This window comes from Sagittula marina, from assembly GCF_014196795.1.
In the GTDB taxonomy this organism is placed as follows: Bacteria; Pseudomonadota; Alphaproteobacteria; order Rhodobacterales; family Rhodobacteraceae; genus Sagittula; species Sagittula marina.
This window is the reverse complement of sequence record NZ_JACIEJ010000003.1, coordinates 414,452-439,363: the sequence shown is the minus strand read 5'-3', so window position 1 is coordinate 439,363 and position 24,912 is coordinate 414,452. Positions and strand designations below refer to the sequence as shown.

Below are 24,912 nucleotides of genomic sequence, written 5' to 3'. Positions count from 1 at the left end.
GCAGCCTATGACGACCGTGATCTCAACCGAAGACCTTGCCCATCGGGAGGCCATCCGCGATTGCCTGTTTCGCTATGCGCGCGGCATAGACCGAGCGGATGAGGACGCCTTGAAAAGCGCCTATTGGCCAGGGGCCTGGGACCAGCACGGGGCCACCTCTGGTCCTGTCGAAGATTTTTACGACCGCGTGCGCGGCGCCTGGGCGCGGGGTGCGCGCAACATCCACCACATCACCAATATCCTGATCGAGTTTCGGGGTTCCGGATCTGCCGCTGTGGAGAGCTACTTCCATGCCTTGCAACGCGGTGTCGGGCCTGACGGCATCAATCGACAGGCAATTCTTTCGGGGCGCTACTGCGACCTGTTCGAACGGCGCTCTGGTGAGTGGCGCATCGCGCATAGGGTGGTGGTGTATGACTGGGTCGAACCGCAGGCCGTGCCGGAGACGAGCGAGATCGACCGCTTCGGTCCGCGCCAGCCTATCGGAGGCGTGTTTCCGGACGACCCGGTCTATAAAATTGGAGCTTAAAAGGGCGACCCATCGTGCGGGTCGCCCATAAAGGGCCGTCGTAGGGGAGGTCTCAGGCGGCCCATGTGCCTTGGCGCAGCTCGCCATTGTAGTTGAGCAGAGCACCTTCGGTTTCGCCTGAATGAGCGCCGACCACTCGCCCGACGAGGATCGTATGACTTCCGGAAACATGTTGGCTGTCGCTGGTGCAGATCAGAGCGTGGTGCGCGGTGGTCAAGACCGGTGCGCCCAGAGCATCCTGCGTCCACAGATCGTCGAAACGGTCGGCCCCGTGGCGGTCACGTTGACCGGCAAAGAGCATGGCTTCTTCTTCCTGCTCGGACGACAGAATATTGATCGAGAACGTCCCAGCGCCCGTGACGCAGTCGTGCGACCCGGAAGCGCGGTTCAAACACACCAGCACCATCGGCGGTTCGGCGGATACCGATGAAACGGCCGAGACGGTCATGCCACAGCGTTTAGCGCCTTCGCCCGCTGCAACGACGCAGACACCGGAGGCAAACCGGCGCATGGCGTCGCGGAACGAGGCCGCATCGACCGGGGCAGGGATCTGCACTTCCTCTATGTGAGCACGGAAGCGGCCGGTCTCATCAGTCCAACCGTTACGGGCGGCATATGTCACCATCTCGTCGAACTTTTCGGCCCATGAACCATCGCCTGACAGCAAGGTCAGCGCTCGGACGGCGTCGGGGCGCACCCAGACGTGCCGTCTGTCTTCCGCCAGCTCGCCGACCGGAGCGACAAGTGCGTCCAGCCGGTCCTCTGTTGCGGTTGGCACCGCGACAGAGAAGGCCTTGAAATCATGTGCGCGCTCAAGGCGGGGCAGAACCCCAGGGGTGAGAACAAGTCGCATCGCTTACTCCGCCGCGATTTTCGTGCCGGCGCCGACTTCTTTCTGGATCGCAGGGATGATCTTGTCGCCCCAGACTTCCATCTGCTTGAGCATCGTCTTGTGGTCGAAGTCCCCAAGCTGCGTCTGCAGCGCGATATGATCGGGCTTGAGCACTTCGATCTCGGCCAGCAGACGGTCTATGACCTGGTTCACGCTGCCAACGGGAAGGTTCTTTTTCAGCTCGTCGAGCGACGGATCGCTGTCGGTGGGAACCTCTTTCATCAGGTAGCCGTCGTCGGTCTGCTGGTTGCGGCTCTTGAGGCTGAAGGACAGGCGTCGCTGAAACAGCGCGTTTTCAAGGTAGTGGTCGATCTCTGCCATGTTGTCCGACGCATATCCAACGCGCAGGAAGCCAAGACGTGACTTGGACCCGTCGGTGCCGGAGGCGTCGATCGCTTCGTCGACCTGGCCACGGACGCGCTTGATTTGGTCCATTCCGCCTAGCAGGGCGGTTGTGAACAGATTCCACCCTTCGCGGAAGGCACGTTCGCGCAGTTTTGGATTGCCGGTGGTCACCCAGATCGGCGGCAGCGGCTCCTGCAGCGGGCGCGTCGCGATGGAGGAGGGCGGAATGTCGAGGTATTCGCTGTGATGCTCGAAGATCTTGTTGCCAAGCGCTTTGGGGATCACTTCGAGGTATTCTTCAAAGATCTTGCTCGACTCATCAAGGTTGGTGCCGAAACGCTGGAATTCGAAATCCTGATAGCCCGAGCCGATGCCCAGCTCCAGACGCCCACCAGAGAGCGAGTCGACGAAGCCGACTTCCGCCAGGAACCGCGGCGCATGATACAGCGGCAGGATGCAGACCGCTGAACCCAGGCGGATCGTCGTGGTCTTTGCGGCTGTGTGCGCCACCATCATCAGCGGTGAAGGCGACAGAGAATAGTTGTTGAAGTGATGTTCGGCGTACCACGCGTTGGCAAAACCGGCCTGTTCGGCCATCACGGTCTGCTCGACCGAATTGGCGATGACCTCGTGCGAGGATTGGTGGTAGCCGCGCTGTTGCGCGAGGATGAATGCACCAAAGTCCATGATTGTCTCCTCCCTGAAACTGAAACTGACCCAAGGATAATTTATTGCAGTTTTTGCCGGAAGATGATCTGGATGCAGTTCAGTTTTTCATTTTCTGAAAAGGTGCGGCATGGACAAATTGCGCGCGATGGAGCTGTTCGTCTCGATCGCCGACACCGGTAGTTTTTCAGCGGCGGGGCGAAAGCACGGGCTGTCCCCAGCCTCGGTGTCGCGACATGTCAGCGCTCTTGAAGAGGACCTCGGCGTGGCGCTGGTGCTGCGCTCGACCCGTGCTCTGGGCCTGACGGAAAGCGGCGAGCTCTATCTCCACGACGTGCGCGAGATCCTCGCGAGCCTCAAAGCGGCGGAGACGAATGCGACGGCGCAGCAAAATCAGGTGCAGGGTGTGTTGCGTGTCCATTCCCGCACAATGTTCGGCATCAGCGTCCTGGCGCGGCTACAGCCCGAGTTCCAGGAGGCGAACCCGGAGCTCATAGTCGATCTGCACCTGTCGGAAAGTCCGGTCCGCTTGCGTGAGGACCAGTATGACCTGGATTTCCGCATCGCACCTCCCAAAGAGGCCGGGCTGGTGCGTCGGCGCCTATTCCACTCGCGGCGCATCTTGGTGGCGACGCCCAGATATATCGCCCGCGCGGGAGCGGTAGAGCAACCCTCGGACCTGCACAAACACGCCTGCCTGACCTACTGGCTGAACACCGAACCGGTGTGTTGGCGGTTTCGTCGCGGTGAGGGCGAGGCGGCCACGGAAATCAACGTGCCGACCACCTTCATGTCCAACAATGGTCTGGTTCTGCTGGAAATGGCGCGGGCAGGAAAGGGCATTGCTTTGCTCGACGAATACACGGTGACAGACGACATTCGTTCCGGGCGGCTGGTCGAGATCCTGCCCGATATCCGCGTGACCAACACAACGTTTGACGAGGGAATCTTTGTCACCTATCTGCAAACGCCCTATGTTCCGGCCAAGCTGCGGCGATACATTGATTTCGTGGTCGACAACTGGGATCGTGTTCGTCAGGGGGCATGATTTGCGCACCTTGACCGGCTGGTCAGTCACATGCAAGGCTGTGCCTTCAGACCATGCGGACGGACACCTATGACAGACCAGATTGCCGACGATATTACATCAGATGAAGACGGCGTCCCAAGCGAAAGGGTGCAGTTCATCCTCGATACCGGGACTAACCTCTTCGCGGAAAAGGGCTACGACGCCACCTCGATGCGCGACATTGCCACGGCATCTGGTGTCTCGAAGGCGCTGCTGTATCATCACTTCGCCAGCAAGGAGGACATCTACGCGCGGATCTCATTTCAGGCGACGCGAAACCTGAATGCTTTCGTGCGCGAGAGCATCCCGCAGGATGCCACGGCGGCGGAAAAGCTACGCGCCTTCATGAGGGCTGCGGCCCGTTTTTTCTCCGAACACCGCTCTGCTTGGGTGGCGGCAAGCAATGCCTTCTGGTCTGACCCTGATCGGCACCGCATGGAGCGGAGACTTGCCCGCCGGCGCGAGTTCGAAAAGATGCTTCGCGACATTATCAAGGAGGGCATCGCAAGCGGAGAATTCAATCCCGTCGATCCCGCGATGACCGGCCGCCTCGTGCTTTCAGGGATCAACTGGATGCATCGTTGGCATGACCCGGAGAAATCCCTCACCCCGGAAGAGATCGTTGATAATTACGCCGATATCTTGCTGGGTGGTGTCTGCGTTAAGCGGGATTGACCCGCATTTCCGGTTTGACGCTGACGGCACTGGGCTGCGCAAGGACGTCTTAATACGCACCGCATAAAGAACAGCGCCTGCTCCGAGCTGGAACAGGCGCTTTTCATGAAATGTCGCTGTGCTTACTGAAGGTGGATGTCATTTTCCTTGATGACGGTGCCCCAGAAATCTTTGTCCCAATCGAGTTGCGCCTGCATGGCGTCCCTGCCGCCAACCTGCGGTGTCATGCCGACATTCGACATCTTTGTTTGCAGATCAGGGTCTTGCATCGCGTTTTGCAGCGCTGTGGACACCCGCTGGATGTCTTCCTCCGGAGTTCCGGCGGGCGCCAGCATCCCGAACCAGAAGGACGACACCAGATCCGGGTATCCCAGTTCGGTCGTGGTCGGAAGGTCCGGGAATTTCTCGTGCCGCTCCGGCGAGGAGATCGCGAGCATTTTCACGTCGCCTGCGTTCTCGTATTTCACCAGCGAAATCGGGGTCGAAAAGTTCAGATCGTTGAGGCCACCGATCAAGTCCACAACAGCGGAAGGGTTGTCCGGGTAGGCGACGTCGATCAAGTCGATGCCGAGCTTGTCCTGCAAGACCTTGCCGAACAGATGTGTGACCGAACCCGGTCCAAGCGTCGCGTAGCGCAAGGGTTGCCCCAGCTCATCGGCGTATGCCTTCAGCTCTTCAAGATTGTTGGCCTCTATCGAGGCGGGAATTGTCACCGTCAGTGGCCCACTCATCATGGTGCCAACAGGGGTAAAGCTGTCAAGGTCATAGGTCAGCCCGTCCCGCAACATCACATTGAGCGACAGCGGCCCGGTGGCACCGATGAAATAGGTCAGGCCGTCGGGTTTTGCATTGGCGGCGTAGGTCGCGCCGATGATGCCGTTGGAACCGGGCTTGTTCTCGATGATCACTGGCTGGCCAAGATCATCGGACATCATGCCGCCGATCTCACGCACCAAACCGTCGATGAGACCACCGCCGCCGTACGGTACGACAAGGGTGATCGGATCGCCGGACTGTGCGAAAGCAGCGAAAGGCATAAATGCGGATGCGCCTGAAAGCGCTGCGGCAATGATCAGATTTCTGCGCGAATACGTGGTCATGGATAGTCTCCTCCCTCAGGTGACTGGACGGTTGGTTGGTCCGAGTCGCCTAGACGCTATGTGGTGACCGGTCGGTCAGTCAAGACGTAATCTGGTTTAAAAAATTCTTGCGAATTCTCGACTATCTGGCTAGATCAAGGCGGTGACTGACCGGTCGGTCGGGTGCTTGGCCTGGTCAAGATTGCTGCTCGGTCACTCGGAGGAAGCCGTAACGGCGCGATAGGGAGGACCCAGTTATGATGGGCAAAGAGCACGTCCGCGTGGAGATGCATGGTATGGTCGCACTGGTGACCCTCGCGCGGCCACCTGTGAATGCGCTGAATCGCAAGATGCGTCACGAGATTGTCGAGATATTCGACGAGATTTCTCAGCGAGACGACATCCGCTCTGCCGTTCTGACAGCCGAGGGCAAGACATTCTGCGCCGGTGCAGACCTCAAGGATCGGCCAGATCCATCGAACCCAGGTGATTTCCTCGAACACAACCGGATCACGCGCGAGACAGGCAACTCCATACGGGAATGTGCCAAGCCGGTCGTCGCCGCCGTCAACGGGACCGCGTTGGGTGCAGGCCTGGGCCTGATGGCCTCCTGCGACATATATTTCGCATCCGAGAACGCGGTTTTCGGCATGCCCGAGATCAACGTGGGCCTGGCGGGCGGGGCCTCCATGCTCAACAGTCTTTTCGGGCGGTCCACCACGCGTCGGATGTTCTTCACGGGCATGCGCATGACTGCGCAGGATCTTCTGGACCGCTCCGTTATCGAGGCGGTGACCAAGCCCGAGGATCTGCTCGACACCGCCATGGCCACCGCGACGGAGATCGCATCCAAGGCACCGCTGGCGATCAAATACGCCAAGGAAGCGGCAAACATGGTCGAAAACATGCCGCAGCGCGACGCCTACCGGCTGGAGCAGAACTACACCATGGCCCTGTCCAAAACCGAGGACGCCAAGGAAGCGCGCATGGCCTTTCTCGAAAAGCGCCAGCCGGAATTCAAAGGACGCTGACATGAACGATACGCGTGACAAGGCGGGGCTGACCGCGATTTTCGAACCGCGTTCGATCGCTGTGGTGGGGGCGTCGTCGGACCCGCAAAAGACCGGCGGGCGCCCGATCCACATGCTGCTCAAGCATGGCTTCAAGGGCGATGTCTTCCCGGTAAATCCCAAGGCGGATGAGGTGCAGGGGCTGAAAGCCTATCCTTCCCTCGACGATCTGCCGGAAGTGCCGGACCTGGTCCTGATCCTGGTGCCGGGTGCTGCGGCCGTGAGCGTGCTGGAACGTGCAGCGGCACTCGGCGTGGGGTCGGCCATCGTTTTGTCCGCCGGGTTTGCCGAAAACGGGGCCGAGGGGCAGGTGCTTCAGGCGCAGGTCACGGCGCTGGCCGAGACCAGTGGCATGCGCATCGTCGGCCCGAACTGTCTGGGAGCCGTGTCTGTCGCCAATTGCGCCATAGGCACCTTTTCCATCGCATTGGAAAAGGAAATGCCGCGTGCAGGCGGGATCTCCATCGCGTCGCAAAGCGGCAACATCGGTTCTGTCACGCTGGCGGGTCTGTGCCGCGAAGGTGCCGGGATCGCGCGGTTCATCGCGACAGGCAACGAGGCCGACGTTCAGGCGGCCGATGCGGTCGACTGGATGGCAGACGATGAGGCGACGCGCGTCATTCTCCTAGTGCTGGAAACCTGCCGGGATGGCGCGCGGCTGATCCGTGCGCTGGCCAAGGCGCGTTCGGCGGGCAAGCCAGTTGTCGTCATGAAGATCGGCACCAGCGAGGCGGGGCAGAAGGCAGCCCTGTCGCACACCGGCGGGCTTGCGGGCAGCGACCGAGTGTTCGATGCGGTGTTCGAGCGTTACGGCGCGGTGCGCGTCCAGTCGATCGAGGACCTCGTGCAGGTTGGTGTTGCTCTGGAAGCCATGGGCGCGCGTCGCATCGGGACCGATCCGTCGGCTGCGATGGTCGCCGCCTCGGGGGGCTTCGGCGTGATGATGGCGGATGCGGCGGCAGCCAACGGCGTCGCGGTCAATGCACTGGCCGAAGACACGCAGGACCGCATCAAGGCGCGGCTGCCGCTGGCTTCGGCGGTGAACCCGATCGACGCGACGGCGCAAATGTCGGCCAGCCCGGAGATTCTGGAACATCTGGTCGACGCCGCGCTGGCGGACCCGAACAATTCGACAGTTTGCCTGATGCTGGCGATGGGCATGGGGCTTCCGCGTTTGCGCGCCGTCTACACCGAGGCCCTGCGGAAGGTCAGTGCAGCGCACCCGAACAAGGCGCTCGTCGCCATTATTGGTGGTCCACAGGATGCCATCGCGGATCTGCGCGCCATGGGGATCGTTTGCTTTCCCACCATCGACGCGACGATGCGTGGCATCGCGGCGCTGGCTACGGCCGGTGCTCTGCGTGACGTCGGTGCGGAGCAGGTCGAAGAGATTGCCCCAGCGCCACTCCCGGCGGGTGCGGCGCGGAACGAAGCGACGGCCAAGGCCGCGCTGAAGGCGGCAGGTCTTCCCTTTCCCGAAGAGATCGTCGTTACAACGGCACAAGACGCCGCGCAGGCCGTCGCGCAAATCGGTGGCAAGGTCGCGATGAAGATCCTGTCTCCCGACATCCAGCACAAGAGCGACATTGGCGGCGTCGAACTTGGAGTGTCCGGAGAGGAAAATGCGCGCGCCGCGTTCAACCGGCTGATCACGGCGGCGGAATTGCACGCGCCAAACGCCCGGCTTGACGGTGTGCTGGTCGCACCGATGAGCAGCCAAGGCACGGAATTGATCCTCGGCACGACCCAGGACGCGACCTTCGGTCCAGTGGTCATGGTCGGGCTTGGCGGCGTGTTCACCGAGGTGTTCGAAGACACTGCCTTGGCGCTTGCGCCAGTCACGGTGGAACAGGCGGAGCGCATGGTGCGCAGCCTGAGGGCCTTTGCATTGCTCGACGGGGCGCGGGGGCGTCCCAAAGCGGACCTTGCGACCCTGACGCAGGCCATCGTGGCGCTGTCGCGCTTTGCGGTAACGCATGCAGAAGAGGTGGCCGAAATAGACATCAACCCGCTCCTTGTGAGGGGTGTCGGGAACGGAGCTGTGGCGCTCGATGCGCTGATCGTGCCCCGGCAGACCGAAGCGGAGGAGGCAGCGCAATGACGACGCAGGAACGCATCGAACGCAGCTACGAACCCGGGGCCTACGCCGCTCAGGCGCGCGGCTGGATCGAGACCAATCTGACAGATGCGCTGCGCACGGACCGGGCGACGCAGGAGGCCAGCCTCGCCGAGAAAATCGCCTTCGAGGCGGCACAGCACGAAGCGGGTCTGGTCGGTATCACCTGGCCTGTCGAATATGGCGGCCACGGGCTTGGTCTGCGCGAACACCTGGAGGCCAACCGCGAAATCGGCCTGTCGCCGATGCCCAACGCGGTGAATTCCATCGGCAAGGAGCTTGCCGGTCCGATCATCATGACTGTGGGCCGCGACGATCAGAAGCGCGACTTGCTGCCGAAGATCTTGAAGATGGAGAACATCTGGTGCCAGGGGTTCTCCGAACCGGGGGCAGGCTCCGATCTGGTGGCCCTGCGAACCAGGGCTGAAAAAACCGCCGACGGCTGGAAGGTGAATGGTCAGAAGATCTGGACCTCCGGCGCGTCCAAGTCGCAATATTGCCTTCTGCTGGCGCGTACGGGCAGTGCCGATGATCGGCACAAAGGATTGATGCTCTTTGCGGTGCCGATGGAGAGCCCCGGCATCGACGTGCGGGAAATCGTGTCGATCGACGGTGCGCGATCTTTTTGCGAGGTGTTCTTCAACAACGTCATGGTCGCCGAGGAAAACATGCTGGGCGCCCCGGACGAAGGCTGGGCCGCGGCGAGCCGCGTGCTGTCGATCGAACGGGCCACCAACCGGATGTATCGCTCCTGGCGTTTTGAGAGCGAGATCGACCACCTCGTTGCCGCCTGTCGGTCCGACAACCGGACCTATCAGATCCTGAAAGGCTACAGTGCCGAGATCGCGCAAGCGCGGATCGCGGTCGAAAATCTCAAGGGTCATGTGGAAACCATGGTCGCCGATCTTTTGAACGGTCAGCAGATCGGGCCGCGCGGCTCCTTGCCAAAGCTCTACTGGTCCGAGGCGCACCAGCGTTGGGCGCAGATGGCCTATGAAGTCACCACGCGCTTTCCGCTGGATGGCGGGCAGGCGTTGACCGACGCCCGTGCGCGGTTCGAGACCATCTATCTCGCCAGCCGGGCCGAAACGATCTACGCGGGGACGACCGAGATCCAGCTCGACATCATTTCCAAGCGTATTCTCAATCTCAAGAAGGCGGCCTGAGTGATGGATTTTGATCTCGACCCGAAAGAGTTCGAAGATACGGCGCGTGCCGTGATGGAAGCCTGCGCCGAAGCAGCGCCTCCAGCGCGCGCAAGGCTGCTGGCCGAGGCCGGTCTGATCGGCGTAGCGGCACCTGAGACCATCGGGGGGCTTGGACTGCCGCTCGATTTCGCGGTGCCTGTGGTGGCCGCGGCAGGCGAGGGGCTCCTGGGCTTTCCGCTGATGGAGGCGATGCTTGTGGCGCGGGCGCTGGCAGAGTTCGATGCGGCAGAGGCAGAGGCCGTCATCACAGGCGAAACCACTGTCACGATTGCATGGCAAGGCGTTGCAGAGGATGGCGTCGTCGGTGCGGCGCCCATGGGCGAAACCGTTGATCGGGTGGTGATCTTCCGTGCCGACGGCAGCGCGGTTTTGGCGCGGATTGGCGCCACCATTGCCCCGCGTCGTGGCGCGACGCTCGACATTGAAACGCCGGAGGCGCGGTTCGTCCTGACCGGGCAGCTGGATGGCATCGAGCTGTCGGTGGATGCGGTCGAGACGCTCTGCTCGGACGCGATGGTTTTGCGCTCGGCCTTTGTTCGCGGGTCCGCCGAGAAATGCCTGGCACTGGCCGTGGAGTACGCCCAGGACCGCAGTCAATTCGGCAAGCCTTTGTCCGCAAACCAAGTGATCCGCCACCGGCTGTCGCGCGACAAGCTGGCCACCGAAACCATGCGCAACGCGCTGGCCCGTGCCCTGACTGAGGTGCCGGGCGGTGACGTGCATCTGGCGCGCGAAGCTTGCTGGCTGGCCACGGCGCGCGCCGGTATCGCGGTCGCTGAAAGTGCCATCCAGGTCTTCGGTGGCATGGGGTTCACCTGGGAGGTGCCTTTGCACCGGCATCTGCGCCAGATGCGCACGCAGGCCCAGGCCGGCGGCGTGGCCGAAAAGACAGAAGCCTTGGGGCAGCGCCTGATCGGTGCCTCGACAAACGCGTGGTATGGGGAGATTGCCAATGTCGTCTGACAAGAAAACCGTCCTGGTCACAGGAGCAGGCCACGGGATCGGGGCCGCCACCGCAAAATTGATGGCCGCCCGAGGATGGATCGTTGCGGTGAACGACCTAAAGGCCGAATTCGCCAACGAGGCCGTCGAGACAATCACGGCAGCGGGCGGCGAAGCCTTTGCCGTGGTCGAGAACGCTGGTACGAAGGACGGCATCGAAGCCGCCGTCGCCAATACGGTAGCACGCACCGGGCGTCTCGATGGGCTGGTCAACAATGCGGCATGGGTGCGCTACCAAGCGATCCCCGACATCATGCCCGAAACTGTGGACCGCATGCTCAACGTCGGCTTTTCCGGGATCATCTGGGCCACGCAGGCGGCGTCTGCCGTGATGACAGAGGGCGGGACAATCGTGAATGTCGCCTCTGCCGCGGCATTTCGGTCGGCGAAGAACTCCATGGTCTATTCCGGGATCAAGTCCGGTGTCACCGGTCTGACCCGTGCGGCGGCAAGCGAGCTGGGCGACCGCGGCATTCGCGTCAATGCCGTTGCCCCCTCCGCCATCCCGACCGAAGGCACGGCACGCAACCGCAACGCGGAACGTGACGCAGCCCGCGCCGCGGCAACTCCGCTGGGGCGGCTTGGCACCGTCGATGATATCGCGCGGTCCATCGGCTATCTTCTTGGAGATGAAAGCGACTTCGTCACCGGGCAGGTGCTGTCCATCGACGGCGGCATCGGGATCGCGATCCGCTGATGACTCGTCTCTTGTCTTCCGGCCCCTCGGGGCGTTGCGCGCTGGTGACCGGTGCGGCACACGGCATTGGCTGGGCGATTGCCCGAGCCTTTGCAGCGGAGGGCCTGCGCGTGGCACTTGCCGACATAGACATGGAGGCGGTCAAGTCTCGGGCGGTGGAGCTTGGCGACGGACACGTGGCACTTGGCGTTGACCTGTGCGTGCCCGGTGAGGCGCGATCGCTGGTTGATCGCGCGCGGTCTGCACTTGGCGGTCTGGACGTGGTCGTGAACAACGCGGGTATGACCGACAGCTCGGGCCGTAGTCTGATGGAGATCGAAGAGGCGTCGTTCGAGCGGCTGATCGCACTCAATCTGACGGCGACGGCAGAAATCTGCGAATGCGCATTGAACACTCTGCCGCGCGGCGGGTCGATTGTCTGCCTCGCCTCCGGCGCTGCATATCGGCCACTCGCGCTACGCGGGGCGTATTCCGCGACGAAGTCTGGAGTCGTTGCACTGGTCAGGGACAGGGCAGACGACGCAGCCTCCAAGGGCATCAGCCTTTGCGCGATTGCGCCAGGCTACACACGCACGCCAATGGTAGAAACCTTGGCACGTGAAGGCCGCGTGGACCTGGACCGCATTGCCGCGTCCATCCCACTCGGAGAGATCGCGTTGCCAGAGGATATCGCAGCCGCCGTGCTGCACGCCGCGCTGGACGGGGATTGCCTGACCGGCGTCACGCTTGGCGTGGACGGGGGCAGTGCGCTCGGCGCACCGAGCGAAGACACCGCGCCCACCCGGGGCGACGCGGCGAAGGGCCGGCATGACGTCTGGGGAGACGCGGCTTTGGCACAGGCCATCGGAAAAGGCACGCACAGCCATGTTGCCGCCGTGATCGACGCCACGTTCCTTGATAGTGCGCTTCCCGAAGCGCAAAGCATCTTGGGGCAGATCCGCAGCCGCGCCATCCGCTGTGCCCGCGAGCTGCCGCGCAGCCGCGACTTTGCCCTGACCATTGTCATCGGCGCAGGGGAGACCACCGATGCCGTGACCTTGGCCGCGGTGGACATGTTGACGCGGACGCTGGCGCTGGAATGGGCACCCGCCGGATTGCGGGTCAACTCCGTGATATGGCGCAGCCCATCACGCGAGGGACTTGCCGGTCTGTGCAGGTTTCTTGGGGGTGAGCGGGCCCGCTTGGTGACGGGACAGGTCATTTATTCATACCAGACGGCGCGCTGACGACACTTGGCGCTGTGCCACACAAGCAAGAGATCCATGGGAGGAGAACATGCGCTTCGTATTCAACCGATTAGAAGATATCTTCGCTGCCGTCATCACGGCAGGGATCGGCATCTTCATCATTCTCGAGGCGGGGAACTACCGCATGGGCACCCTGACCAGCATGGGGCCGGGCTATTTCCCGACCATTCTGGGCTGGTCCATGGTCGTTCTTGCAGCACTGATGCTCATCACTTCGCGCGTCACTGGTGCGCCACAGATGGCAGGGCGCGACCAACTGCGCGGTATGCTCTTTGTGGCGGCGGCCTTTGGCGCGTTTGCCTTGACCATCGAACGCTTCGGCATGATCCCCTCGATCACCCTGTCCGTGCTGTTGGCAAGCCTTGCCAATGAGCGCACCAAGCCGTTGGTCGGGCTGATCCTTGGTCTTGTCACTGCGATCGTCTGCGCCCTGATATTCCGCCTGGGCCTCGGCCTCCAGATCAAGGCATTCTGAAATGGATACGCTATTTTCCAACATCGCGCTCGGGCTTACCGTCGCGGTTTCACTCAGCGGATTGTTCTACTGTTTCCTGGGGGTGTTTCTCGGGACTTTGGTAGGCGTTCTGCCAGGCATCGGGATCATGGCGACGCTTGCCATGCTGATGCCGATCACTTTTCATCTTGAACCGACGCTGGCACTGATCATGCTGGGCGGGATCTATTACGGGGCCTCCTACGGCGGCTCGACCGCGTCGATCCTCATGAATTTGCCCGGCACGGCGACAAGCGCGGTTACCGGCCTCGATGGCTATCCCATGGCGCAGCAGGGACGCGCCGGACAAGCGCTGTTCATGACGGCCATCGCTTCCTTTGTGGGGTCGATCTTCGGTGTTATCCTGCTCGCTGGGTTTTCCGTCCCTTTATCGCGGGTCGCGCTGCGTTTTGGTCCGCATGAATACGTGGCGCTCATGCTGCTTGGTCTGATCGCGGCCTCGGTCATCGGGTCAGGGCGTTCGTTACGTTCGCTCGTGTCGGTATCGCTGGGGCTGGCGCTGGGATTGATCGGGCTGGACCTGAACTCCGGCGTGGCGCGCTTTACCTTCGGCCAGACGGTACTGTTCGACGGCTTGCCGCTGGTCGCCGTGGCCATCGGGCTTTTCGGCCTTCCGGAGATCATCGCCTCTGCCGGGCGCAAAGAGATCCCACGTGTCCACGAAGGCAAGATCCGCCTTCGCGAGATGCTTCCAACCCGCGAAGACTGGAAGCGCTCGATCATGCCAATGGCGCGCGGTTCCGGCATCGGCGGCTTCTTTGGCGCGCTTCCCGGCACTGGTGGCCTCGTGGCGACCTTCGTGTCCTACGCGGTAGAGCGTCGTGTGTCTAAACATCCCGAGGAATTCGGCAACGGCGCCATCGAAGGCGTGGCCGCGCCGGAGGCCGCGAACAACTCTGCGGTGCAGGCAGCGTTCATTCCGACACTCAGCCTGGGGATTCCCGGCGATCCGGTGATGGCGATCATGCTTGGGGTGATGATGGTGCACGGCATCATTCCCGGTCCGACGGTCATTCAGGACAGCCCCGACCTGTTCTGGGGGCTGGTGGTCAGCTTTGTCATCGGCAACCTGATGCTGTTGGTGCTCAACCTGCCACTGGTTGGCATGTGGGTGCGCATCCTGAAGATCCCCTACAACCTGCTGTTCCCGGTGATCGTCGCCTTTACCTGCATCGGCATATACAGCGTGAACTACCAGGTGGTGGATGTCTTCGTGTTGTTGGGCTTCGGCTTTCTTGGTCTGGGGATGCGGGCGCTGAATTTCGAGGTGGCGCCACTGCTGCTGGGCTTCGTGCTGGGGCCAATGATCGAGGAATACTTCCGCCGTGCGCTGATTGTCTCGAGGGGGGATATCGGCTCCTTTGCCGACCGGCCCATCGCCGCCAGCATCTTGGCCATTACGTTTGCGATCCTCGTTTGGGCCGTTGTGTCTCGACTTGTTTCCGCCGGAAAGAAAAGCCGCGCAAAAGAGGCCGACGCAAATGGGTGATCTTCGTTTCGAACGTCTGAACACGGGATCGGATGCATTGGGCGAAAGCCCTGTCTGGAATGCCCTCAGCCAGAGCCTGTGGTGGATCGATGGTGTCGCGGGGAAGGTCCGCGAACTGCGCGCGGACGGCACCGTTCAGACCTTGCAGGTGACCGGACATGTCGGCGCCATCGCGTTGGTCGAAGGCAACGGTATTGTCGCCACCATCGACCAGCGTGTCTTCTGGCTCGATCCAGAGACCAAGGCGGAACGGCTTCTGGTGGAGATTACGGATGCACCGGAGACAATGCGACTGAACGATGGCAAGCTGGACAGGCAGGGCCGCTTTGTCTGCATCGGCATGGGGCGCGGCGGCGAACTTGTCGGTGACATACACGGGTTCGGCAAGGGGCGGCATCGGGTGCTGGCCGAAACGGGCGTGATGATCGGAAACGGTATCTGTTTCAGCCCGGATGGCGGGACGCTCTATTTCACCGACACGCGTGCCCGTACGTCGTTTGCCGCCGACTATGACACGGAGACGGGCGATGTCGGCGCCATACGGCCTCATATCGACTGCACCGCCTTGGGTTCCGGCATCGACGGGGCCACTGTGGATGCCGACGGTAATATGTGGGCGGTACTGATCCACACCGGCGAAATCGGCTGCTTTGCGCCTGACGGCAGGGTTCTGCATCGCACCAAGGCCCCGGTGGATTACCCGTCCAGCCTGGCCTTCGGCGGCGCAGGGATGGATGTGCTTTACATGACATCGATACGCGACAGCGGAACCGGGCGTGTGGTGTCAAAAAGCCCCGATGGAGGTGGCCTGTTCTCGATCCGCGATCATGGCGCGCGCGGGATCGAAGAGGCCTGCTTTCAGGGCATGATGGACTAGGGGAGGGAGCGAGATGCTCGATCAAATGGACGGTCAAGGACCACTCAAGGGCCTCAAGGTGCTCGACATCGCGACCATCATCGCGGCGCCCTTCGCTGCGTCATTGCTGGCCGATTTTGGCGCCGAGGTGACGAAATTCGAGATGCCCGGACGCGGCGACGGCCTGCGGTACTTTCCGCCGTTTCGCGATGACAAGCCGCTGTGGTGGAAGGTGACAAACCGGGGCAAGCGCTACGGTACACTCGATCTGCGCAAGCCCGAGGGGCTGGAGATCATGAAAAAACTCATCGCCGAGCACGACGTGCTGGTTGAGAATTTTCGCCCTGGTACGCTGGCGAAATGGGGGCTGGACCGGGAAACGCTCTGGGCGCTGAACCCCGACCTGGTGATCCTGCGCGTCTCCGCATTCGGGCAGACGGGGCCGAAATCCCGGCAGGGCGGCTTCGCCCGTATCTTCGAGGCGATGGGCGGCCTGACCTATATCACTGGTATGAAGGACAGCGCTCCGGTGCATCCGGGCTATCCGATCGCCGATGCCTTTGGGGGAGTGTTCGGCGCGTTTTCGATCATGGCAGCACTTTACGGAATCAAGGCGAATGGCACGCGCGGCGAGGAAATCGACCTTGCACTGACGGAGGCGACCTTCCGGCTGCTGGAGAACATTGCCATCGAATACGATCAGCTGGGTCAGGTGCGCGAGCGCGACGGCAACAACAACCAGTACACGGCGCCGGCGAACGTCTTTCGTACGAAGGACGGGCGCTATGTCACCGTCACGGGGTCGACCGACAGCATGTTCGCGGCGAACATGCGTGCCATCGGCCAGGCTCAGTTGATCGACGATCCGCGCTTTGTCGGCAACAGAGCACGGATGGCGCAACGCGAGACACTGGACGAAATATTCCGCGCCTACATGGAAAGCCACACGCTGGACGAAACGCTGGACGCGTTCGCGCGGGAGGGTGGCGCCATCGGCCCGATCTACTCGGTCGAGCAGATCTTTGAAGATGCGCAGATGCAAGCGCGCGAAGTGGTGACAGCTGTTGCCGATGACGACTTTGGCACGGTGCGTATGCAGAACGTGGTGCCGCGTCTGACGAACAACCCCGGTCGCGTGCGCTGGTCGGCTAAGGACCTTGGCGCCGACACGAATGAGATCCTCGCCGATCTGGGGTTCGACGCCGAGCAAATCGCGACGCTCCGCGACAACGGCATTATCTAAGGGACATATCATGACAACACAGATCGAAAGCTCCCGTTCCAGCGGCGTGCTGACGCTGACCATGCACGGGGCCGCGACAAAGAACGCCATAGGTCGGGACCAGTACGAAACGCTGCGTGCGGCCTTTGTCGATGCGGGCCACGACCCTGACGTCCGCGCCATCGTGCTGACCGGAGCGGGCGGGTTCTTTTCCTCTGGTGGCAACGTCCGCGCCCTCGAAGACAGCCGGAAATTGCCCCGTTCGGAGGTGGCGCGAAACACCGATGCGCTGTTCGCCATGATAATGGCGCTTCGTGACTGCCCGAAACCAGTCATCGCCGCTGTCGAGGGAGGCGCGGCGGGGCTTGGTCTGTCGCTGGCACTGTCCTGCGACATGGTTGTGGCAAGCGAAGGGGCGAAGTTTACCGCCGCATATGTCAAGATCGGCCTCACGCCCGACGGGGGCGCGACCTACTTCCTGCGTGAGGCCCTGCCGCGGCAGCTCGTGTCGGAGCTGTGCATGCTTGGCCGCCCGGTATGCGCGGAACGCCTGTTCGCCGCGGGGGCCGTAAATGAGGTGGTGGAGCCGGGCGGCGCGCTCGATGCAGCCCTCGCGCTGGCCGGCGCCTGTGCGCACGGCGCGCAGATGGCCATCGGCACCATCAAGGCGGAGATCGCCACCGCAGGTGAGGCCGCGCTGGCTGAACACCTCGCCTATGAGGGGCGCATGATCAATCAGCATCGCTTCGGTGACGAGGCGGGAGAAGGGCTTGCGGCTTTTCTCGAAAAGCGAAAACCAGATTTCAGCAAAGGTGATTCATGATCCGTGATCAGGAAAAGCTCGATACGCTGCTGCTGAATGTTCACCGCTGGGTGCGGGACGTGGCCCATCCCAGCGAGGACCGCGTCGAGGCGGAGGATTGCGTGCCCGACGAGATCGTGGCCGACATGGCAGCGCGCGGCTACTTTGGCTGGTCCATCCCCGAGGAATACGGCGGTCCCGGCCTGACGACCGAGGAACTTGTCCTTGGCGCGATGGAGCTCAGCCAATGCGCGGTGGCTTTTCGTGCGCGCGTCGGCACCAACACAGGCATCGGGTCCGAAGCGCTTGTCGCTGACGGAACCGAAGCGCAGAAACGCGAATACCTGCCGCGCCTCGCAAGCGGCGAGCTGACAGGCTCCTTCGCCTTGACGGAGCCGGGGGCGGGATCGGATGCTTCGGCGCTGACGACAGTCGCGGTGCGGGATGGTGACGACTACGTGCTTAACGGTATGAAGTGCTATATCACCAACGCGCCCATCGCGGATATCTTCACCGTCATGGCACGCACCGATCCGGATACGGCCGGCGCGCGCGGGGTTTCAGCCTTCATCGTAGAGCGGGGCATGCCGGGGGTGTCTACCTCCGCGCCCTACAAGATGATGGGGCAGCGTGGGTCCCCCGTAGGTGAGGTGCACTTGGATAACGTTCGCGTGCCGGGGCGTAACCTGATCGGTGGTGTCGAAGGGCAGGGGTTTCGCACCGCGATGAAGGTGCTGAACAAGCAGCGCATTCATCTGGCCGCGCTATGCACCGGGCCGTCGATCCGGATGCTCGACCTTGCGATGACCCACGCCGAGGGGCGCGAACAATCGGGACAGAAGATCATCGATTTCCAACTCGTTGCGGCACTGCTGGCGGATTGCCGAGTGGATATCGAGGCCGCCCGCGCACTGGTGATGCAGACCGCAAGAGCCCGCGACGCAGGTGAGGACATTGCGCTCGAAGCCTCCATTTGCAAATATTTCGCCTCCGAGGCGGCAAGCCGGGTCGCGGATCGGGCGGTGCAGGTCTTTGGCGGCGCGGGTTACGTGGCCGACCACGCGTCGATCGAACGCTACTACCGCGATGTACGGCTGTTCCGGCTCTACGAAGGCACCAGCCAGATCCACCAGCTCAACATCGTCAAGCAGGAGCGCCGGCGTCGGCAAGGAGTTGGTCGGGCATGAGCGAGCATGACGTCATCATCGTTGGCGGTGGCTCTGCCGGCGCGACGCTTGCCGGACTGCTGAGCGAGGACGAAAGCTGCCGCGTGTTGCTGCTTGAAGGCGGGCGGCGCGACGTAAGCCCTTGGATCCACATTCCCGCAACCTTTTTCAAGATCATGCAAAAGGGTCGTGATGCGGTGATGATCACCGGAGAGCCGGAAGACAGCCTCGCGGGCCGTCCATTTGTCGTGCCACAAGGCAACGTTCTGGGCGGCGGATCATCGGTCAACGCGATGCTTTACCTGCGCGGCCAGCCGCAGGATTACGACGACTGGGCGGCGAACGGCGCCGAAGGATGGAGCTGGGCCGATGTGGGGCCGGTCTTCAAGCGGCTGGAGAACAACGACACTTTCAACGACGACCATCATGGCACCTGCGGACCGCTCGCGGTCTCCAGCCCGCGCCACAGGCATACCTTGTCGGAGGCCTTCGTAAATGCGGGGATGCAGGCACAGATCCGGCCAAACCGCGATTTCAACGGCGCGCGGCAGGAGGGGATCGGTTTTTTCCAGACCACCACGCGCAAGGGTCGGCGTGCCTCGGCGGCGCGCGCCTTTCTTTGGCCGGTACGAAAGCGCAAGAACCTCACTGTGATGACGAATGCGCGGGTCGACCGTGTTCTGATCTCGCAGGGCCGCGCCACCGGGGTCCGTCTGTCCGACGGTCGCGAGATCCACGCGGCGCGCGAGGTCGTGCTGTCTGCGGGGGCTTTTGCAACACCGCTCATCCTGATGCGTTCCGGCATCGGTCCGCGTGCTGATCTGGAGGCGCAAGGCATACCCATCGTCGCTGATCTTCCGGGCGTCGGCCAAAATTTTCAGGACCACGCCATCGTCCCCATTGAAGTCAAGACCCGCGAACCGGTGTCGGTGGTGGGCGAGGACCGCATGCCGCGCGGTGCCCTGCACATGCTGCAATACCTAGCGACCCGGCGTGGACTGCTGTCGTCCAATATGGTGGAGGCCGGCGGCTTCATCGACGTGGCGGGGGGCGGACGCCCTGACGTGCAGCTACATTTCATGCCAGGCTACAACGCGGCCAAGGGGGTTGTGCAGCTCGAGGGACACGGCGTTGTCTTTTCGGTCTGCGTGCTGCGGCCGAAGTCGCGCGGAGAGGTACGGCTTCGCTCTGCCGATCCTGCGGATCCGCCGGTCTTTCGGAGTGGCGTCATGAGCGACCCTGCGGACATGGCCCTGTCGATTGCGGCCCTCCGGAAGGCGCTTGGCCTGCTCGAGCAGCCAGCGCTGCAGGCGGTGATGGCCGAGCGCAAGCGCCCTGCGCCCGGGCCGGACACGGACGAAACCCTGACAGAATACATCCGCAGCCATGCCAAGACTGTCTATCACCCGGCGGGTACGGCAAAAATGGGCGCGGCAGCCGATCCGATGGCCGTGGTCGACCCGCGACTGGCGGTCCAAGGCGTCAAGGGTCTGCGCGTCGCCGATGCTTCGGTTATGCCGTGCCTGCCATCGGGCAATACCAACGCCCCGACCATCATGATCGGCGCGCGCGCCGCGGACTTCATCCGCGCCAACGCGTGATTGAACGACAAGAGAGAGACAGACCATGACCGACGTTTTCATCTGCGACTACATCCGCACTCCGATCGGGCGCTACGGCGGGGCGCTCGCACCGGTGCGGGCCGACGATCTCGGCGCGATCCCGATCACCGCGCTGATGTACCGCAACAGCGATGTGGACTGGGCCGCCGTCGATGAAGTCTACTATGGCTGCGCAAACCAGGCCGGCGAGGACAACCGCAACGTGGCACGCATGTCGGCGCTGCTGGCGGGGTTGCCAACGGAGGTGCCCGGCAGCACGATCAACCGGCTGTGTGGGTCGGGCATGGACGCGGTCACCATGGCCGCGCGAGCCATCCGCGCGGGTGAGGCCGACCTGATTATCGCGGGCGGTGTCGAAAGCATGTCCCGGGCGCCTTTCGTGATGCCCAAGGCCGAAACCGCCTTTTCCCGCGCCAATGCGGTTCATGACACCACCATTGGCTGGCGCTTCGTGAACCCCTTGCTGAAGGCGCAATATGGCATCGACTCCATGCCAGAGACCGCAGAGAACGTGGCCGACGAATTCGGCGTGAGCCGCGCGGACCAAGACGCCTTTGCGCTGCGGTCTCAGGACAAGGCCGCTACGGCGATCAAGAACGGGCGACTGGTACAGGAGATTACTCCGGTCACGATCAAGACCCGCAAGGGCGAGACGATCGTCGATACCGACGAGCATCCGCGCGCCTCGACAATAGACAAGCTGGCCAGCCTGAAGCCCATCGTGCGACCCGGTGGGACCATCACCGCCGGGAACGCCTCAGGCGTGAACGATGGCGCCGCGGCCCTGATCCTTGCCTCCGAGAAAGCAGCAAAACAGCACGGGCTGACGCCTGTCGCGCGTGTGCTGGGTGGGGCGACGGCAGGTGTTCCGCCTCGCATCATGGGTTTCGGCCCAGCCCCGGCTTCGAAGAAATTGATGGCGCGACTGGGTTTGACGCAGGATGACTTCTCGGTGATCGAATTGAACGAAGCCTTCGCCAGCCAGGGCCTCGCCACGTTGCGCGACCTCGGCATCGCGGATGACGATGCGCGGGTAAACCCGAACGGTGGTGCCATCGCGCTGGGTCATCCGCTGGGCATGTCCGGCGCGCGAATTACGGGAACGGCCATGCTTTCCCTCAAGCCCGGTGAAAAGAGCCTGTCGACAATGTGCATCGGCGTCGGACAAGGTATCGCTATCGCGCTCGAACGGGTGTGATTCTTGATTGCAGCGGGCCAGTTCATGCATCTGGTCCGTTGCTCTTTCAGTGCGGTACCCGGCGTCAGTTGTACGGACCGGTGCAAAGGATTTTCTTTGATAATCCTAGGTTGTCGTCAAGGATCATGCGAGCGGCACCTTTGATCCGTTGAGGGCCAACCTATTACTTGGCCCTCGGACAAAGCGTACCGCTGGCAGAGAAGTGGTGTGTTTGCAGTCGGGCTGGTTGCGTCTGGCCATTATTTGACGCGTCGGAGAGACCAGAAAGCGGGGCCATCCGGAAACCTTTTCCGATGAAGTCACAAGAGTCTGCGTAATCTAGGCGCGATTTGCAAACCCGCTCAATGCAGACGACAGGCTCCTCCGATAGCCGGCTGCCTCTGGGAGGGGGCGGTTGAAATGTCCAAGACTTCATCACCTTGTGTCGCCGTCAGAAAAACGGCACGTCACCCTCCCTAAACCTAGTGGGTTGGCGCCACTACGATCTTCTGACCGGCGAAAAGGCATGTACCGCCATAGGTCCGGAAACAATGCCGCACGCGACGAAAGCCGAAGGTGAAGGCGAGTGGGGGCTTTTCGTTCAGAGGCGAATTGATCCCCCTGATCATTTCTGTTCCGCTCTGCACCCCGCAAGCATGGTGGGCCAAAGAAGGGCCTTTGGCGTAAGCTCTATCTCGGAATGTGTTGGGAAACACCGAAGTTTCATGCGGTTGGCGTCACGACAGACGAAATCGGCCCGTCTCGTGACGTTTGATTTTCAAGCGCAGTGCCGGACAGTGCATGCCCTGCATTGAGTTGTTTGGCCACGGCTTTATGGCCCGCGACTACGACAGAAAAGCCGCTGAACTTCAGGTCCGGAACGCCGTCCTTGCCCGTTAAAAGTTCTGGTCATACCCGGGACACAGTCCAAGGGGTAAGTTCCTCCGGCGAAAGGGGAAGTGGGGTCACACTCAGATTTGTACGAAAAGAGCCGGTATCAATGAGTGGAACAGGCAATCGTTACGACAATTCCACGGTTGAAAGTGTCTAATATTCTCTGAAGGCTGAGCTGATCTGGCGCAACCGCTGGGAAACCAGACGCCAAACTCAGGCTGCGATGCGTCATTAGATCAACGCGTTATAATCCAAGACGGCAGCACTCGTCTTTCGGTGACATCCCATTTGGCCTGCGAGCGAGCGCTTGGCGAAGTGAGTTGAGGGAAGGTAAGCGCGAGATGACCAGTTCTTCCAATTGCAGATCGCTTCCTTGTTTGGCGTCTCTCCCGCAGCACGTCAGCGCTGGAGGTAAGGTAAATCATCAGGGCTGTGTAAAATGACGCGACTTCTGCGGCCCTGTCGGCCCGTTCAACGTTTCGGCGATGGATGCGCTGCTCAGCACCTGAAACTCATCGAATTTAACACGGTCCTGGCTTGGTCGCGCATATCACATAACGATGCTCTGATCGGCGCAGACGTGATTTCCGCCATCCTAGCTGAGCTGCCTGCGCGCGGTGGATGGGTGTCAGACGGGTGTCGCTGACGATTGGATCGAACCCCGCCGCTTTAAGCATTGGAACCACATAATCCACGCGCGCCCCTTCGCTGAAATGCACTCGAGAGAGAATATCCCGGTGGCGCAAACTGTTGGCCGTGGGTGTGGCGCTTTGCGGTTTTGGGGTCATAAGCCGTGCCAGCATTCGATATATCCAGCCGCGTGAGACGAAGTCGCCGTCCACGATCAAGAGCGCCCCGCCGGGGCGCAGCACGCGGAACCATTCGTCAAAGGCTGCGGCCGGATCGACCAGAGTCCAGACCAGATGGCGTGTGACAATCACGTCCATGCTGGCCGGGGGCAGGGTCGTGCGCTCCGCGTCCGCCTGTATAAAGGGAACGTCTGGCAGCTTGGCCCGCGCGCGCTCCAGCATTGGTTCGGCCCAATCAAGACCCGTTACTGTGAACCCCAGGCGCTGGCATAGACGCGCGATTTCCCCAGTGCCGGACGCGAGATCAAGGAGCGCCCGCCCGTCGCCATCGCCCAGGTGACGACGAAACAAGCTCTCCCATGCGGCCATCTCGGCGCCGTCGTCGATGCGATGGCCGGGCTCTTCGTCAAAGGTGGCCGCGCGATCAGACCAGTATTCTCGAATTTCGTCACGAAGGTTTCGGTTGCTTGAGGTCATGCGGCTGCTCCGGTGGCGTTTTCTCCGATGTCATTTAGCTGATTGGTTTTGTCAACTTTTTAGTTGATGGAAAGTGTCGGATATACTAGGCGGGCCGAAGTGACCTGACTCAGGAGCAACTGATGACCCTTCATTCCCTTCTCGGCGCAAGTGCGTTGAGCCTCTTCGCAGCCAGCCTCGTGCAAGCCGATCCGATCACCCTGACCGACATCGCCGGCAGAGAAGTTACCGTGGATGCACCGGTCGAGCGCGTGATCCTGGGCGAAGGACGACAGATCTTTTTTGCCTCCGTCCTGGACCGCGAAGACCCGTTCCGTCGCGTCGTCGGCTGGCGCGACGATTTTCGCGAGGCTTCCCCGGAAAGCTATGACATTTATGCGGAAAAATTTCCGGAACTGACCGATATTCCCACTTTCGGTGGCTTCAAGGACGGCTCATTCGACATCGAGCAGGCGGTTTCGCTGAACCCCGACGTGATGATCATGAACCTCGAATCCAAGGCTGCGACCGACGAGGCAGGTTACGAGCAGAAACTGGCCAAGGTCGGCATCCCCATCGTCTACGTCGACTTCCGCGAAAAGCCGTTCGAGCATACCTCGCAGTCGATGCAGATCATCGGAGAGCTCTTCGGCGAAGAAGAGAAGGCCGAAGAGTTCAACAGCTTCTACGAAGCACAGATTGCGCGCGTCACCGACGTGATCGCCGCGCAAGACGATCTTCAGCGCCCGCTGGTTTTCGTCGAGCGGGCCGGTGGTTACTCCGAGGATTGCTGCATGTCCTTTGGCGACGGCAACTTTGGGCGTTTCGTCGAGCTTGCGGGTGGCACAAATATGGCGTCGGAGTTCATTCCCGGCACCTTTGGCACGGTCAATCCGGAGCAGGTCATCGCCTCCGATCCGGATCAGATCGTCGTCACGGGCGGCAATTGGGACGCCTACGTGCCCGGTGGCGCGTGGGTCGGCATGGGGCCGGGCTCAGACATCCCCGAGGCAAAGAAGAAACTTGCAGCGCTGACGGAGCGGCCCGCCTTCACGGGCGTAAAAGCAGTGGAAAACCATCAGGTTCACGGCATCTGGCACCAGTTCTACAACTCGCCTTACAGCTTTGTTGCCGTACAGAAACTGGCGACCTGGCTGCACCCTGAGCTGTTCCCGGATCTCGATCCCGAAGAAACTCTCAAAGAGTTGCACGCGCGCTTCTTGCCGGTGGATTACAAGCCCGGCTACTGGGTGTCTCTGGGGGACGCTGCGGCCAACTGAGCCTGTTTAACCTCTGAATATGGCGGCCCA

General features: G+C 62.0%; 22 protein-coding genes. 18 read left to right on the top strand and 4 right to left on the bottom strand.

The window, feature by feature from the left end:
* Nucleotides 1-7: 7 nt before the first annotated feature.
* Complete coding sequence (locus GGQ68_RS08255) at nt 8-529, top strand: nuclear transport factor 2 family protein (protein ID WP_183964841.1); 522 nt, start codon at nt 8-10, stop codon at nt 527-529.
* Nucleotides 530-581: 52 nt separating this feature from the next.
* Here the strand turns inward: GGQ68_RS08255 and GGQ68_RS08250 are convergent, their stop codons facing one another.
* Together GGQ68_RS08250 and GGQ68_RS08245 are read right to left on the bottom strand one after the other, a co-directional pair.
* Nucleotides 582-1,382, bottom strand: coding sequence for a flavin reductase family protein (locus GGQ68_RS08250; protein WP_183964839.1), 801 nt, complete (start codon nt 1,380-1,382; stop codon nt 582-584).
* A 3-nt stretch (nt 1,383-1,385) separates the two neighbouring features.
* Nucleotides 1,386-2,453, bottom strand: coding sequence for an LLM class flavin-dependent oxidoreductase (locus tag GGQ68_RS08245; protein ID WP_183964837.1), 1,068 nt, complete (start codon nt 2,451-2,453; stop codon nt 1,386-1,388).
* Nucleotides 2,454-2,562: 109 nt separating this feature from the next.
* Between GGQ68_RS08245 and GGQ68_RS08240 the strand changes: the two genes are divergently transcribed.
* Nucleotides 2,563-3,480, top strand: coding sequence for a LysR family transcriptional regulator (locus GGQ68_RS08240; RefSeq protein ID WP_183964836.1), 918 nt, complete (start codon nt 2,563-2,565; stop codon nt 3,478-3,480).
* 69 nt (nt 3,481-3,549) lie between these two features.
* Nucleotides 3,550-4,176 (top strand): TetR/AcrR family transcriptional regulator, encoded by a 627-nt coding sequence (locus GGQ68_RS24575; RefSeq protein WP_183964834.1) that lies wholly within the window; start codon nt 3,550-3,552, stop codon nt 4,174-4,176.
* A 122-nt stretch (nt 4,177-4,298) separates the two neighbouring features.
* Here the strand turns inward: GGQ68_RS24575 and GGQ68_RS08230 are convergent, their stop codons facing one another.
* A complete protein-coding gene (locus GGQ68_RS08230; RefSeq protein WP_246429299.1) occupies nt 4,299-5,276 on the bottom strand; it encodes a Bug family tripartite tricarboxylate transporter substrate binding protein in 978 nt (325 codons plus the stop codon).
* Between the two features lie 236 nt (nt 5,277-5,512).
* Between GGQ68_RS08230 and GGQ68_RS08225 the strand changes: the two genes are divergently transcribed.
* Genes GGQ68_RS08225 through pcaF form a run of 14 tightly spaced genes read left to right on the top strand, consistent with a single transcriptional unit; the run spans nt 5,513 to nt 21,464 of the window.
* Nucleotides 5,513-6,286, top strand: coding sequence for an enoyl-CoA hydratase/isomerase family protein (locus GGQ68_RS08225; protein WP_221235546.1), 774 nt, complete (start codon nt 5,513-5,515; stop codon nt 6,284-6,286).
* Between the two features lies 1 nt (nt 6,287).
* Nucleotides 6,288-8,426: an acetate--CoA ligase family protein gene (locus GGQ68_RS08220; protein WP_183964831.1), complete on the top strand. Its 2,139-nt coding sequence runs from the start codon at nt 6,288-6,290 to the stop codon at nt 8,424-8,426.
* Nucleotides 8,423-9,607, top strand: a complete 1,185-nt coding sequence (locus GGQ68_RS08215; RefSeq protein ID WP_183964830.1) for an acyl-CoA dehydrogenase family protein — start codon at nt 8,423-8,425, stop codon at nt 9,605-9,607. The genes GGQ68_RS08220 and GGQ68_RS08215 overlap by 4 nt, the downstream gene beginning before the upstream one ends.
* Nucleotides 9,608-9,610: 3 nt before the next feature.
* A complete protein-coding gene (locus GGQ68_RS08210) occupies nt 9,611-10,612 on the top strand; it encodes an acyl-CoA dehydrogenase family protein (RefSeq protein WP_183964828.1) in 1,002 nt (333 codons plus the stop codon).
* Complete coding sequence (locus GGQ68_RS08205; protein WP_183964827.1) at nt 10,602-11,348, top strand: SDR family NAD(P)-dependent oxidoreductase; 747 nt, start codon at nt 10,602-10,604, stop codon at nt 11,346-11,348. Before GGQ68_RS08210 ends, GGQ68_RS08205 begins: the two co-directional genes overlap by 11 nt.
* On the top strand, nt 11,348-12,574 hold the full coding sequence (locus tag GGQ68_RS08200; protein ID WP_183964826.1) for an SDR family NAD(P)-dependent oxidoreductase: 1,227 nt from the start codon (nt 11,348-11,350) through the stop codon (nt 12,572-12,574). The genes GGQ68_RS08205 and GGQ68_RS08200 overlap by 1 nt, the downstream gene beginning before the upstream one ends.
* A gap of 49 nt (nt 12,575-12,623) precedes the next feature.
* Nucleotides 12,624-13,070, top strand: coding sequence for a tripartite tricarboxylate transporter TctB family protein (locus GGQ68_RS08195; protein ID WP_183964825.1), 447 nt, complete (start codon nt 12,624-12,626; stop codon nt 13,068-13,070).
* Nucleotide 13,071: 1 nt separating this feature from the next.
* Nucleotides 13,072-14,598 (top strand): tripartite tricarboxylate transporter permease, encoded by a 1,527-nt coding sequence (locus GGQ68_RS08190; protein WP_183964824.1) that lies wholly within the window; start codon nt 13,072-13,074, stop codon nt 14,596-14,598.
* A complete protein-coding gene (locus GGQ68_RS08185; protein WP_183964823.1) occupies nt 14,591-15,475 on the top strand; it encodes an SMP-30/gluconolactonase/LRE family protein in 885 nt (294 codons plus the stop codon). Before GGQ68_RS08190 ends, GGQ68_RS08185 begins: the two co-directional genes overlap by 8 nt.
* A 13-nt stretch (nt 15,476-15,488) precedes the next feature.
* The gene (locus GGQ68_RS08180) at nt 15,489-16,697 is read left to right on the top strand and encodes a CaiB/BaiF CoA transferase family protein (RefSeq protein ID WP_183964822.1); all 1,209 of its coding nucleotides are present in this window, start codon (nt 15,489-15,491) and stop codon (nt 16,695-16,697) included.
* A 10-nt stretch (nt 16,698-16,707) separates the two neighbouring features.
* Nucleotides 16,708-17,499, top strand: a complete 792-nt coding sequence (locus GGQ68_RS08175) for an oxepin-CoA hydrolase, alternative type (protein ID WP_183964821.1) — start codon at nt 16,708-16,710, stop codon at nt 17,497-17,499.
* Complete coding sequence (locus GGQ68_RS08170) at nt 17,496-18,665, top strand: acyl-CoA dehydrogenase family protein (RefSeq protein WP_183964819.1); 1,170 nt, start codon at nt 17,496-17,498, stop codon at nt 18,663-18,665. Before GGQ68_RS08175 ends, GGQ68_RS08170 begins: the two co-directional genes overlap by 4 nt.
* Nucleotides 18,662-20,245, top strand: a complete 1,584-nt coding sequence (locus GGQ68_RS08165) for a GMC family oxidoreductase (RefSeq protein WP_183964818.1) — start codon at nt 18,662-18,664, stop codon at nt 20,243-20,245. Before GGQ68_RS08170 ends, GGQ68_RS08165 begins: the two co-directional genes overlap by 4 nt.
* A gap of 25 nt (nt 20,246-20,270) precedes the next feature.
* Entirely contained in the window at nt 20,271-21,464 is a 1,194-nt protein-coding gene (gene pcaF, locus GGQ68_RS08160; RefSeq protein WP_183964816.1) for a 3-oxoadipyl-CoA thiolase, read from the top strand.
* Nucleotides 21,465-22,858: 1,394 nt separating this feature from the next.
* Here pcaF and GGQ68_RS08155 read toward each other — a convergent pair.
* On the bottom strand, nt 22,859-23,623 hold the full coding sequence (locus GGQ68_RS08155) for a class I SAM-dependent methyltransferase (RefSeq protein ID WP_183964814.1): 765 nt from the start codon (nt 23,621-23,623) through the stop codon (nt 22,859-22,861).
* Between the two features lie 122 nt (nt 23,624-23,745).
* On the opposite strand from GGQ68_RS08155, the gene GGQ68_RS08150 reads away from it, so the two are divergent.
* Nucleotides 23,746-24,882, top strand: a complete 1,137-nt coding sequence (locus GGQ68_RS08150; protein WP_183964813.1) for an ABC transporter substrate-binding protein — start codon at nt 23,746-23,748, stop codon at nt 24,880-24,882.
* The last annotated feature ends 30 nt before the right edge of the window (nt 24,883-24,912 follow it).